This window comes from Lachnotalea sp. AF33-28, assembly GCF_003477885.1.
GTDB lineage: Bacteria > Bacillota > Clostridia > Lachnospirales > Lachnospiraceae > AF33-28.
The window spans coordinates 1-14185 of the sequence record NZ_QUEE01000013.1 but is presented as its reverse complement, the minus strand read 5'-3'; the positions used below and the strand labels follow the sequence as shown (position 1 = coordinate 14185).

Genomic DNA, 14185 nt, shown 5'->3' with positions numbered 1-14185 from the left:
CTGGCGTCGGAGCTTTTGACTGACTGCACCTCCTTTTGCCATAACTTAACCTTCCGTTTTCCGGACTGACTGTCCGTCTCCCTGGTATCTCCCCTCCGGTAATATTCCATCGTGCGGTATTCCAGGATATCCTTCATATGTGATTTGAATGCTTCATTCTCTATGATACCGCCAAGCTCATCCCGCAGCGCGATCACATATCCTTCCCGATCCACAAAAAAACCCTTGCCGGATGCCTTTAAGAAGTTTACCGGATTTCTCTTCACATTGCTTAAATGCTGTGCATCCGTTATTTTCCGGTACTGATCAATGGATATATCGCTGCCAAGATCTTTCCAGTTAAGCCCAGTGGAAAAGAAATTTTTCCAGGCACTCAATACCTCCGCATCCGTAACCGCCATCCTGATGCGGCCCTCATTATAAATGCTGTAAAGGACAGGCATCTTATATACCTTCTGCATCTCTGTTGTTTCCAGGAACTTTATAAATTCTCTGCCCATGCTTTCATACAGTTCCTGCTCAAAGAACGATAAATCCCCAAGCTCATGCAGATACTCCAAATATCCTCTGAACGGATTTTCCTTCGCATGCTTCATACAGAGCTGATATATGTCATCCTCCATATATGTAAACAATTCCATGCGTGTCGGTACCTTCCCATTCAGTTCCTCCTTAATGCGGAAGTATTCCTGACGTATTTTCTCGCGGACTGTAAGGCCTCTCATCTCCATTTCCTGAAACAGATCGATCAGCCGCATCTCAAAGTCCACTATACAGTCATCCGGATAGTCCGGCATCTCATCTAAGATCCGGGCGCCGCACGCCGCGCCGCAGCCGCTAAGCAGTAGCGGCACACGGCCTGCCTTCTCATAATTGCCAATAAAGTCGAGCACATTGAGATATTCTTTGCCTTTGCATCTTCTTAAGCCGCGGCCGAGCTGCTGCAGGAAAACCACGGGCGATTCCGTCGGCCGGAGAAACATGACCATGTCCAGGCTGGCAATATCCAGGCCTTCGTTGAACATATCCACCGAAAATATAACACGGATCTCTCCCTTCAACAGTTTCTCAACCGCGCATTCCCTGCTTAACCGGTACGGTCCCCCTGAATTGCTGTATACTGCCGCGGACGGTATCCCCCGTTCACAGAACGCTTTTGCCATATTTTCTGCATGCATCCTTGAACAGCAGAACCCCAGCGCACGTCTGGAGGGATACTTTTTATAGTACTTATAGATCAGGTCATATCTGTATGCGTTGTCCCTGTACAGAGCATTCAGATCCTTTTTCAGATAATTTCCTTTCACCAAATGCAGGGAGGAATAATCGGTCCCGTCATAAACCCCGTAATAATGGAACGGGACCAGCATGCCCTTACTGATCGCATCCTTTAATGACAGCTCATACGGAACATTATAGTCACAGATCTCGTAGATGTCCCGCCCATCCATTCGGTCCGGCGTGGCCGTCAGCCCCAGCAGGAATTTCGGTTTGAAATACTTTACGATTCTGCGATACTGATCGCTGACGGCATGGTGGAATTCATCGATCACAATATAATCAAAATAGTCAGGCGCGAAATACTCCCTTTTCAGATACTCTTCTCTCCCCAGAGTAAAAACAGAAGCAAAAATAACGGAGGCATCTTTATCCTTGTTTTTTCCGTAAAAAAAGCCATAATCATCGGAGTTCCTGACGTTTCTAAAGGAGGCCGCGGCCTGTCTAAGTATTTCTTCCCGGTGCGCTACAAACAGCACCCGTTCATATGCTGCCGAATCAAACGCGGCCAAATAGGTCTTGCCCTGTAATTCCACTCTATGCCTGAGGTCAGCGCGCTTCTTGATATATTGGAAGATCCGATATAGATGTCGCTGTAATCCTCATAATGAAAAATATAGGATTTCGGATGAAACGAACGTCCCTTCTCATTATAGAACCGCAGATCCACCCGGCCGCCCAATTCATTTTTTAACAGATACAGCGCTGACGGCTGCGTGATCCCCAGGTAATTACCAGTCAGCAGACGAATCTGTGTCCCATGCTCAAGCGCAGACTTTAAATCGTTTAATATCATGCGTACACCGGATTCCATTAAAAAAGATACGATGATATCAATCCGTTTCGCCTTCAGGATGCTTAATTTCATCTGGTAATACAGGAATTTCTTTCTGTTTTTGTCCCCGGTCATCACATCGGTGGGTTCAATCTGCCATACAGCCTGTCCTAATTCTTCCGCACTATCAGATTCAGCCATTTTTCTTCACCTCTCCCGGGCCTCACATCGGAGGTTATAAACTGTTCTTCCAATGTCAGGCCTTCCACAGTATCCAGCAGCTTCTCAAAACGCTCTTCCGTCATATCCGTGAAATAGCGCCCGTTTCGTTCGCCTTCAAATGTCCCGTATTTATAGGACACGTAGAGAATCCCTTCCGGCTTCAGAGCCGCCCGCATCTTCTCCAATACAGAAGCCATTTCATCCGATGACACGTGCAGTATGGATGCGCATGCCCAAATGCCGTCATATAGCTCAAGATCCGATAAGTCCTGGAAGTACATATGTTTCACGCGGATTCCGGTAAACTCTCCGGCGATCCTGCACAGTTCTTCCGATCCGTCGATTGCTGTGACGCGGCATCCGTGTTCCAGAAAATATTTTGTGTCACGCCCGGACCCGCAGCCAAAATCCAATATGAAGGGATGTTCGGGCAGCTTGTTCAGGAATTTATTCTGCATCTCCATAAAATTGACGGTTCCCGTATCGGCGGTGAAGCGTTCCGCGTGTCTGTTATAATAGTCCAGCGTTAAATGATTATCCATCTTAAGCTCCTTTGTGGGTTTTAATTGCTTCTCTTATACTGTCGTTCTGAAGAAATAGTCGGTCTGCGCTTCCCCTTCCGTATATATATAGGAACCGTACACCGGTATCGTACAGCACATCACCCGCCGGCCGGCCGGAATCAGTATCTGATATCCGCGATCCGATATGACACAGGCAGGTCTGTCCGATTCCGCGCCGAAGGAAATGTATTTTGCCGTGGATTTCAAATCAAGCAGCTGCCGGTCATATGTCCCCCTAGCCTTTAAACCTTCTTTTTTCGTCCAGTCAAAATAGCTCCATGTCCGGTTCTGGGGTGTGTTCACAATCTGCCTTGGCAGCTGTGCGCCCTCACTTAGAAGAAGGGTTTCCTTATCCGTAAAGAATGAGATGCTGCCTGTCTTTTTATCCACACGCAGGATCAGCCTTCCAAATGCAATCTCCACTTTGCCTTTAACCTGCCTGCAGTTCCATGCCGGCCGTACAGAAGATACAAGCTCCGCGGGAACATCCGGCAGTTTCCCCAGCGGCCCCTGCGCAAAGCTGATACGGACGGTATCCGCTGAAATCGGAGTGATCCGAAGCACGCCGTAAGCACTGGTCAGTTCAAGGTAGTGTTTGTTGTTGGACATCCATCGAATGGACAGATTGAAATTGGAATGGCCTAAAGGCTTTAAGCTGGCGTTTGACGGCATGCTGCCGAATTCGGAGATTTCCGGGGCGCCGCCTGCGCTCTGCTGATTCACCGGTGTCTTTCCGTTCTTAGCATTCGAAACGATGATCTTCTTAGGTCCGATCCGTTCCCGCAGCTCCCGCTCAAGTCTGGCTTCCTCCAGCCGTTCCATTTCCTTTTCCTTATTGGTCTTAGGCCGCTCCTCCTGCATCCTGGCTGTTTTCTTCTCCGGCACCACCATATATTTCTGTTTTTTCTCTTCCGATACCGGGGCCGCGATCAGATCAGTCAGCTTTCCGAAATAAGGCACTGCCAGCTCATGAAGCGCTCTGGTGGCGGCCACGTATAAAAGCCTCACAAATCCGTCCTCCGCCGGATAGTTCCGATCGTTGGCGTTGTAGATGAGAACCGCATCAAATTCCAGCCCTTTAGCATATTCTATCGGAAGGATCATTACACCGCTTCCAAATTCCTCGGTTTCCGTGTCGAATTCACGAAGCTCCACTTTTCCCCGCAGCTTTTCCGATAATCCTGCCACATCCTCTTCATCCCTGCAGATTACTGCAATTGTATCATATTCCTTCTGCCATTGCAAAAGGATGCCGGTGGTCTCCCTGACCAGGTGCCGTTCATTCTCGCACGGTACCGTCCGTACCTCCTTCCCATGGCGGATGATCGGCTCCACCGGATAGATCGGGAAATTGCCATGCTGCAGGATATTGGTCGCAAAATTAGAAATTTCCACCGTGTTGCGGTAACTTTTTCTCAGCAGGCCGAAATAGTCAAGTCTTCCGGGCAGCATAAGGCCCCTTAGTTCCTCCCAGTCGGTGAGTCCGTAATCGAAATAGATGTTCTGCGACACATCGCCCATGATGGTATAGGTGCATTTGCTTAAGCAGTATTTCAGCGCTCCGTAAGCCATCATGCCGAAATCCTGCGCCTCGTCAACAATCACATGGCTTGCCTCCTGGATCACTTCTGTTTCTTTGATTCGTTTGTACAAATAAGCCAGGGCCGCCAAATCGTAGAGATCAAATTGAGTTCCGGGCAGCGCCACCGGATGTCCCTTCTCATTCTGTTCCCGGAGGAAATCATCGTACAGCTCAAAGATAGAGCCCTTCCATTCGCGTTTTCCAAAATACGTCTGGTAATATTTCAGGAGCGCCTTCTGCTCTTCCGGCGGGTAGGTATAGTACCTTCCGTAGATTTCATTTTCTACCTTTGCCATCAGGTGCTCCGCCAGCTTATCCTGTTTATCCATGAGCGAAAGGAAATCAAATCTCTGAAGCAGGTCTTCGATTGCGCTTTGGCTCATCAGAAGAGTGTGCGTTCTCTCCGTGATCACATCCTTCCGCGGAATATAATTCCACTCATAGCGGCGACAGAAATCCTCCAGGTCATGAAACCAGGAAAAGCTGCCTTTCACGCAGGCCGTTTTATCCTCCCGGTTCAGTTTTTTTACGGTATACTTCCGGTCATCCCAGTCCTCATACAAAAGCCGCGTAAAAAGCTGTTCCATCGTCATCTGCGATACGCCGTACACATCCAGATCCGGCAGAATGCCCGTGATATAGTTTAAAAGCATCCGGTTGCTTCCGATGATGTAGAAATCCTTCGGCTTAAATTCCAGGTCGTAGTTATACAGGATATAGGAAATCCGGTGCATGGCCACGGTCGTCTTGCCCGAGCCGGCGCCGCCCTGTATTATAATATTGTAATGGGGTTTCATGCGGATGATCTCATTTTGTTCCTGCTGGATCGTCGCGATGATATCCTTTAATACCGTTTTCTTGTCCCTGGCAAGGTATTTCGTGAGCAGCTCGTCATTCGCCACCACATCCGAATCGTAAAAATCCTTCAGTTCATCATTTTCTATCTCATAGGTGCGCTTTCTGGTGAGGTCTATCTCAAATGCCTCTTCGCCCTTCACATAATAGGTGCAGGTCCCGAGAGATTTTTCATAATAAACCGATGCGATCGGCGCTCTCCAGTCGATGACCACCGGGTCCGCGGTGCCTTTGGCAATAGCGCTTTTTCCAATATAGTAGCATTCGTCTTTTAACAGCTTTGAATCGATGAAATCAATCCGGCCAAAGTAGGGCTTCTTTCTGCTGTGTTCCATCCTAAGCAGCTCCTGCCGTACCTGCTGGAATCTGGCGTCGGTGTTGAACCACAGCGCCAGCCCTTCCTTGTCCTCCACATCGTATACTTCCTTTAATTCATGCAGTTCATCCGCCAGATTCTGTACGGAAGCTTTTGCCCGGTTTAAATTCTCGTCCGCAATGGCAAGAATATCTGAGAGCATTTTGGTTTCATCTTCCAGGGTGACTCCCGGGATGCGGCTTGCCTGATTTGTCTGGTTTGTCCGGTCCTTCTGATTCATGGCCTGTCTTCCTTCCTTTTTCTGATAACTTTTCATAGTAACAGTTCACAGTTGCCGTAAACTTCCCGCCATACGCTGCTTTACCGCCAGCCGTGAACAGTAACCTATCATATTACCATCTTAACAAAAAAAGAAAAAAAGTGTAGACTTGTAATTAGAAAATGTGTATAATGGATAATAGAGTGTACCCTGATGGAAGCCATCAGGGTATTTGATTATTATATAATAGCCGCTCGGACTTGTCCTAGCGGCTTTTTTAATTAACATCATAACTATATAAACCGGTATCAGTACCGCCCGCTATACAGGCAGCTACGGATAACAAATCCGTTTATCAAAACACACTGCATGTCATTATCTTTTATACGATGATAACCGGGCTTTTACAGAAGCATACCAAGAACGAATCCTCGTCCAGATGCTCCGTCTCCTGTCAGCACCTGTACCAGGATCCATCATGGTTTCCGCCGCCTTCATATCCTGCTCTTCCGGCTTCCTAGCCGCCATCGCTGTCAGATGCCCTTCCCATTTATAGGCTTCCAGATAGTGAAGCGCCCTTACGGCAGAACTGCCCGGCAGAAGATTTTGATCATGGAATCCTCCGCTGATATAGCGTTCTTTTTCATTTATCATTATATAGTTATTATGCATCAGCGTCGCCTGTCCGTCCGGCTTCAGTGACAGCATCCACTGATCCTCACCGCATTTGATCCGCAGCGTATCCTTATCCTCTATATGTATATCCGCCTGATACTCATTAATCAGCTTTCCAAGCTCCTTCTCATCTATATGTCCGCGCCTGAAGAACTGCTGATACAGCCTGCAATTTTTGAAATCATCTCCACACCCCTTACGGATATACATCATGTCCGTACAGAACAGGCAGCACGTCCTGCCCTCCGGCAGCTCTTCCGATGCCCGGAAATCCGTATCTGAAATGTTTTTGACCAAAGGGCACGCCTTATCGTGGACAAAACGGTTCGAAGCCGAAAACACGTACCGAAGTTTTTTATTATCCATAGCGCTGGCCCGTTTGCTTTGCAGAATCCTGGCCGCTTCGTCAAGCGGCTTCCCGATTATCGTAATCCGGTCATGCCGGATGACCGCCTGCCTGTTCCCGTTTTCATACAGTGACAGATCCACTTGGTCATCGGCATCCGCATAGGCGGGCAGCCCGGTTTTTTCCAGGAAAGACTGCAGCCTGTTTCTCTGGAAAATCGCATTTTTCATTTTCTTCCAGTAACAGTTGAAATTGTTTTCTTCGATGTAAAGCCGCTTTTCTTCCGGATCCACATTAACAGAAACCCTTTTTCTGACGTTTGTTATCGGATCGACCAGTTCGACGCATGCGTCGGCCGGTTTTTCAAAATCCGCCGGTTCATCATCCGATTTTATGTCCGCCCACATGTATCCTTTGAATTTTCCTCTATAGGGAACAATAATATAATCGGACAGTTCCTCTTCTGTTATCAATAGTTTGTTGATATTTTCGCTCATAATAAATTTCCTTTTTACGGCGGATAAAACCATATCATCCAAGCAGCGGTGGTCACAGCCTGCAGCGGAAAAGCACCAAATCAAAATATGCTCCGCCGCCGGGCCCAAACCGGTTCTGTGACCGGCTCTTCTCCTCTCATCGTTTACGGTGCCAGACGCCCTTGGGTATGATATTCGAAGCTGTATCCCAGGTTTAACAGTTTTTCGTCTTCTCCGTATCCGGTGACAAAGGTTGCTCCCTGGGGAGCGCCCCCTTTTTCACTGCCCAGCGGAATCGTAAGTTCAGGATATCCGGCGGCCGCCGGCGCCGCAGTTCCGCTGCTGTTTAGAAAGACAAGCGCATCGAGCCGGTATTCATCAAACGCATTTTTTAACACCGCGTCTGCTCTCTGAATTTGCATATCGATCTCACTCCAATCAGCCGTATATACCTGCACAGCTTCTTCCAGAAGGTTCTGACCGTACCTGATCCTCCTTTCGGGGTCCTCCCTGTTGTATTCCAATAAGCTCTCAAGGCTGGTAACAGGGAAACCCCAGGCCTGTGTATATTCTTTAAAATCCTCTTTAAATGTCAGATAAATGCTGTTAAATATAAAAATCCCGGCAGTATCCAGTTTCACATCAACCACATCGGCGCCAGCAGACTGCAGCCTGGTCTTCAGATCAGAGAGCAATTGTCCGTCATTGTATTCATAGCTTAGCAAGCCGATTGTACTGTCCTTTAACGCGTCCTTATCGAAATTTAACAAAATGCCCGCACCGGAAACAGCATTATACGCGATCGCCGCATCGGTCACATATTTAGCAATCGGCCCGGGAGTATCCAGCTTTTTAATGAGCGGAAATATTCCGTCCTACGGCAGACTTCCTCTGGACGGTTTAAAGCCGACAGTTGAATTCGCCGCCGCCGGGGCTACAATAGATCCGTCTGTTTCAGTTCCAATAGAAACCGGTGTTAAATTGGCCGTCACCGCGACCGCGCTTCCGCTGCTGGACCCGGAAGGAGAGATCTTCAAAGGTCCAAACGGGTTCGTCGTCTGTCCTTTACTGCCGCTATAACCGGACGGCATGATATTGGAGACATAATTAGCAAATTCGGATAAATTATTCTTGCCCAAAATGATCGCTCCGTTGTCTTTTAACGCCTTAACCAGTCCGGCATCCGCAGACGGATAAAAATCCGAAAATGCTTCCGCGCCGGCGCTGGTCGGCATATCGGCCGTGTTGATATTGTCCTTCAGCATAACTGGAATACCGTATATATCACTTGGTATTTCCGGATTCTGCTTCCTGTTTTCATCTTTTTGCCTTGCCTCTGCCATCGCATCCGGATTTACTGATATGACAGAATTATATCCCTTTTCACACTGATCGAAAGTTTTAATCCTATAGAGGCAGATCGCTGTGAGTTCTTCATAGCTTATTTTTTCAGCTCTTACAGCTTCCTGGATTTCCTGTATGCTTTTTTCAATCACATAGGATCCTTTTTCCCACACGATTTCTTCCGCGTCCAATCCTTCCAGCTGCCTGTCTATCGTATCAGTTACTTCACCGCTATGATAGGAGATCCATTCCTCACCGGGCGGAGCGTTCTTTTTAATGTATAGAACGACACCTAAGGCTGCCAGCGCCAGCAAAACCAGAATTATGAATACAATGAAAGCGATTTTTTTTGTTTTACTCATGATTTCTCCTGTTTATAAGTTTGAGCGTTCAAATTCCAATGGTTTTTGATGATTCATATTTAAATAATAATATCCCTCAATATTTCATTATTTATCAGGATAAGTCATAATATTTAAATTTTCTAGTGTGCTGACACGTTTACGTTTAGACTAGCAGCGCTGAATATTTCGTCACTCTACAAGGAGGAGGAGGAAGGCGATGCGGTGGCATCGCTGACTGACGACAACGCGGTATACCATCTGCTTTGCTTTTCATACAGCCTGAAGTACTCGCCCTTTTGCGCCAGCAGTTCTTCATGGGTACCGACTTCGGCAATCTTTCCATGCTTCATCACAACGACTTCGTCCACAAACCGGCAGAGGCCGATGCGGTGTGATACAATGATGCCGGTGCGGCCCTTCATTATTTTCAAAAACAGCCGCAGAATTTCCGTCTCCGCCATCGGATCCAGCGCGCTGGTCGGCTCATCCAATATAAAGAGCTCCCGATCCCTGAAAATACCTCTGGATAATGCGATTCTCTGCCACTGACCGCCTGAATACTCCAAACCGCCAAACTGCGCTCCCAGCCTCTTATCCAGATCATCCTCCGGCGCACCGATTCGTTTCAGACACTCCAGTATCCGTTCATCCTCCGATATATGGCTGATATCAGATACGGCCACATTTTCCCGCAGTGTCAGGTGATAATGCGTAAAGTCCTGCAGCACAGCAGAAATATTCCTGCTGATATCTGCGTTTCGATACGTGCTGTCTCCAAAATCTAAAAGGATTTCACCTTCTGCCGGTTTATAAACTCCCATGATCAGTTTCACCAGCGTGCTCTTCCCGCAGCCATTCTCTCCGACGAGAGCGACATGTTTCCCCTCACAGAGGGTCAGATTAAGATCTGACAGCACCTTTGCAGATGCCGCAGGATATGAAAATGACACGTTTTTCAGAATTATCTTCTGCGGAAAACTTTTTAGCATGACAGAGGATGCCTCTTCCGGCAAATCCATAAAGCGGAAGAAATCCGCGGCAAACAGCATATGTTCTCCCATCCGGCCCAATTCTGTAAAGAAAACGCTCATACTGCTCTGCAGCGCACCGAACGCCACGATACATGCACCGAATTCCCCGATCGAAATCTGCTGACGGATCACCATAACAAGTGTGATTATAATGCTGATTCCCGTGCCCAGTGTCTGCAGCAGCCTGCTGATCAGTACATATCTTGCAGCTTTGCATTGATACTGATATGTTTCTTCCTGTACCGTTTGATTGAGTGATTTCCACTCTCCCAGGACAGATCCGGCGGCATCATTCATATGCAGCTCTTTTTCACTGTCAGCGGACATCAGAATCTTCCAGAGATATCCGGTACGCCGCACAACCGGGGCATGCCCTTTTTTCATCGCATAAAAAGCAGTGCTGCTAAGTTTCTGAGTGATCAAAAAGGGCAGCACACTTATCAGTGAAATCGGCAGCAGCCATATATTATAGGACGCGACAACCGTTAAAGTTGTGGCCACCCCCAGCAGATTTGCTCCAATCACTGCAGAAACCATGAATACGGCACTGATTTTATCTCTGGCTACGCATTCTTTCGCCCTCTGGCACATATCATAGATGTCGGACCGCTCATAATCGATCAGGGGAAGGCGCGTTAACTTCTCTGCCAGCTTCAGCTTTAAATTAGCCGGACAGCGCTCATATACGCTGGCATTAATGGCGATGCTGCCGGTCACCATCATAATTTCTTTTATGATATAAACGGCTACCATCCATGCGAAATAAAACCACAGTCTATGGATACCTCCCACGCCTTTCATATACAGGGAAGCGCTGTCAAACAACCCTGCGCTGAGCATTGTCATAATGCCCGGAGTGACGCCCTCAACCAGGTAATATACCGGAGCTATGAGCCCGGAAAACCCGACAGTTTGAATCACCAGACAAAACGTAATACATGTTTAATGCGGAGAGCAGCCCGAAACTGATCGGGATGATACCTCCCATCTGTGACAGAAGCCATAAAAGTCCTGCAAAGCTGAATGCGTTCCTTATCATATCCAGTGAGTGTTCATAAACGTTTAGCAGCTGTTCATACGGCTTGACGGCGATCTGCTGAAGTACATCCCTGCATTCCCGGTCTTCAAACACCCAATAATCTATCCGCGAAAACTTCTGTACAATTTCCTGCTGCAGTCCGTTTCCCACATTTTTGTGAACAGAAGCTTTCATATACGCTCTGAAGGAAGCGGTCAGCCCCTGCAGGTTCAGTCCCAACACATAGAAAATTGCCAGCATACAGGCCAGAGCAAACCTTAAGCCGCTCACCGCGTCAATCACATTCTGAAGGACAAATGTCAGTAGCGGCTGCAGTATGCCGGCCAGTACTATGCAGAGTATTTCACCGAACATGCTTGCTGAAGAATATTTACATATTTTTGATAGGATCCATTTGTATGATTTCCACATGATTTCCTCTGGGGTGGGTGGGTATAACTTCTATAATTGATTAGGGTAAACAGCTCTTTGAGAAGCTCCGAATCATACGCACTATCTAGATGTTCTCACTTATAATATCTATGATATTCAAAAAAAGCGTTGAATCTGCGATGCTGGCACCGTGAAATCCGCTTACATTTTTAAGTTTTTTCATAAACTGCGTTCTAAATTCTTCATCCTCAAATTTAAGCTTAGTAATTGCTTCAAATAGCACAATATCATCCATATGCTTCATTATACAAGCCTCTTCAAGCCCTTTAACTATATCTTGGATATAGCCCCCATTCTTTCTTCTATGTAGTATCCAAGCATAAAAGTTCTTGGGATTCATTGTATCAGGTGAATCCCTATGGCATTTTGGGCAAAGTAAAAACTGATTCGGAGGTTCATAACTTCCACCAAATTGTTTCGCTATGATGTGGCAACGTTGTAATTTGCATGAATTCCATATTGCACTAATGGACAAATTTTCTGCTTCATTTATTTTAACCGGTTTACCACAAGCCCAACATTCCGGCTCTCCCCAGTCCCAAACAACAATTTCGATTTTATCAAAGTCTGTGTCTTTTGTCACTTGGACAACTTCGAATGTATCTTTGTTAATACCTTTATCGAACCAATACCTGGCTATTCTACTCCTTGTAACCATATTGAACTCCTCCAGCAGGATTCTATCTACTCCGGACTTACTTTCAAAAGAGAACACACTTCACCTCACCAAAAGTACTGTGGCAGCTCCCCATTTTCAACTGTATATTTATAAACTTTCTGCAGCTTTTCTCTGGGTTTAATCCCCTTCTTTACCCCGGCTTCATATTCTCTGATAAAATAATCATTTAAATCAAATATAAACAACTTCTCCAGCAGAACATACAATTCTATTTCTTTGGTAGATTCCTGAATATTTTTCTTGAAGTATTCTATTGCTGTATCGTAATCTCCTAGCTTTATGTACAGACAGAACACTATTTCAACCAGAATATTTGCCTCTTCTTTTCGCCAGTAATCATCATTTGAGAAATTATAGTTCTTTTTCTTTCCAGCCTGTTGGGCTGCTTCATAAGCAAGCTCCACCTTCCGTTTTTTAGCCTCTTGAATGGCAATTTCTTTAGAGTCTGCCGTTTTCAGGCAGAATACCAAAACAGCAATCAGAGAGTGATACAGTGTCTGCCTGTCAAGGCCCGGGTTTGTAACCAGCATTATGGCTGATTTTATCATCTCATGATCTATTCCATATGCAAATTTTGCCCTGAGTACAATATCAAGCAGTTCTGACTGGTCAATCCCTACAGACCTAAACGGATCCTCTGTGCTAAAAATATAATAACAGCATGCGTAACACAGCATTAGATAAAGCTTTTCCAGAAGCTCCGCCGCAGTCTTTCCGCCTTCTCCTTCCATGGACACTGTCTGCAGCTCCTTGATATACGCTCTTACATGGAACCTCCGCTTAGGCCTTTCCTGCTTGGGTATCACACGGTTAGGTACAAAATAATTTTGTGCATATGCATTCCGCAGAAAATCTTCAATGACTGGCTTCAGCTCATTGATATCCGTGATTTTTTTAGGTGCCCTTGCTGCTTTCGGCACATGCAGCCGCACCCTGGCCTCCCTTATTAAATCATCTATTTCTTTATCCTCCCGAAGGGCTTTGGGGATTGCCTTATAGAGCTCCGCAATCAGCAGTCTAGATCCTCTTCATTATATTCCTTAATAATTTCTCTCAATTCCGTAATCTTCATTTGTCTGGGTCCCTTTCATCATTCTGACATAGTCTTTTCCAGTATGGCAGCTAAGATATGTATCAAAGCATTAAAAAGCTCTTAAGCTGTTTTAATTGATCCAAAGTCATTTTTTCATTGTAATGCATACCGCTGTATGTCGGATGCAGAACAGGGTACTGGCCTTTTGTTTTGAGTATATATTTATTTTCAATCAGCCAGTCTATTTTCATCCGCTGCAAGCCATGGCGTAAAATCCAGTACCTTATAGGGCCATACTTTTCTGAGATCATCTATTTTTTCAAGTTTACCTAAACTGCACTCACTCCTGTTTCTCTTTATACTTTTGCAAGTTTTAAATTATCCAGCGGTCCTGATATTATATTCCAGCCTCCATATACTCCAAGCGGTTCTCTTTACACCACTCAATTGCAAGCTTCCTATAGTACTCAGCCTGAAAATTATACCATTGCTGCAATATTCCCATTCGATTAACCATATCCTTAAATCTTCTGAAAGCACCCCGTCCCTGTATCGCACACTCCAGTTTATTTGCCTTCTCAACCTCTAACGTCCAAATGAATTCCTCCATGATATGATACTCATTAATGTCAAACTTTGTAGGAAATCTCAAATAACGAGTTCCATAATTTTCTTCAATTTCTTCTTCCAGTCCCTCATTATCCAAACCAGTGATCAGCTCATCTGCCAAAAAAACACTTTCTCCCGTTTCTAAATCAAGAAAATAGGTATAGTTATCGTCCGCCATCTCAATTGCATCTATTACAACCTCTAATTTTATTTTCATACACTCCCCCACTCCTACATTTACAAAATAGTTTTTTCCTCAATTCATTTTTCATAAGGTAAGCGCCAAATGTTAGGGTGGCTGGCGTTTCGCCACCAAATACCTCATAA

The 14185-nt window shown here is 46.0% G+C and carries 10 protein-coding genes and 1 pseudogene; all 11 read right to left on the bottom strand.

Features of this window, described 5'->3' with window-relative positions; all coding sequences use genetic code 11:
* Positions 1-92 precede the first annotated feature (92 nt).
* Positions 93-2254: pseudogene (locus DWZ56_RS16545) on the bottom strand (DEAD/DEAH box helicase family protein); the annotation flags it as partial.
* Positions 2224-2817: a class I SAM-dependent methyltransferase gene (locus DWZ56_RS16540; protein WP_118557714.1), complete on the bottom strand. Its 594-nt coding sequence runs from the start codon at positions 2815-2817 to the stop codon at positions 2224-2226. The gene DWZ56_RS16540 and the pseudogene DWZ56_RS16545, both read right to left, overlap by 31 nt.
* 33 nt (positions 2818-2850) lie before the next feature.
* Entirely contained in the window at positions 2851-5871 is a 3021-nt protein-coding gene (locus DWZ56_RS16535) for a 3'-5' exonuclease (protein ID WP_118557822.1), read from the bottom strand.
* 354 nt (positions 5872-6225) lie between these two features.
* Entirely contained in the window at positions 6226-7368 is a 1143-nt protein-coding gene (locus tag DWZ56_RS16530; protein ID WP_147369440.1) for a hypothetical protein, read from the bottom strand.
* Between the two features lie 143 nt (positions 7369-7511).
* A complete protein-coding gene (locus tag DWZ56_RS23220) occupies positions 7512-8117 on the bottom strand; it encodes a hypothetical protein (protein ID WP_243095331.1) in 606 nt (201 codons plus the stop codon).
* A 105-nt stretch (positions 8118-8222) separates the two neighbouring features.
* Entirely contained in the window at positions 8223-9053 is an 831-nt protein-coding gene (locus tag DWZ56_RS23215) for an amidase family protein (RefSeq protein ID WP_243095330.1), read from the bottom strand.
* 176 nt (positions 9054-9229) lie between these two features.
* On the bottom strand, positions 9230-10912 hold the full coding sequence (locus DWZ56_RS16520; RefSeq protein WP_118557712.1) for an ABC transporter ATP-binding protein: 1683 nt from the start codon (positions 10910-10912) through the stop codon (positions 9230-9232).
* Positions 10913-10931: 19 nt separating this feature from the next.
* The gene (locus tag DWZ56_RS16515) at positions 10932-11459 is read right to left on the bottom strand and encodes an ABC transporter ATP-binding protein (RefSeq protein WP_199679617.1); all 528 of its coding nucleotides are present in this window, start codon (positions 11457-11459) and stop codon (positions 10932-10934) included.
* Between the two features lie 142 nt (positions 11460-11601).
* Positions 11602-12195, bottom strand: coding sequence for an HNH endonuclease (locus DWZ56_RS16510; RefSeq protein ID WP_118557710.1), 594 nt, complete (start codon positions 12193-12195; stop codon positions 11602-11604).
* Between the two features lie 65 nt (positions 12196-12260).
* Entirely contained in the window at positions 12261-13136 is an 876-nt protein-coding gene (locus tag DWZ56_RS16505; RefSeq protein ID WP_147369439.1) for a hypothetical protein, read from the bottom strand.
* A gap of 510 nt (positions 13137-13646) precedes the next feature.
* Entirely contained in the window at positions 13647-14075 is a 429-nt protein-coding gene (locus DWZ56_RS16495) for a UPF0158 family protein (protein WP_118557707.1), read from the bottom strand.
* Between the last annotated feature and the right edge of the window lie 110 nt (positions 14076-14185).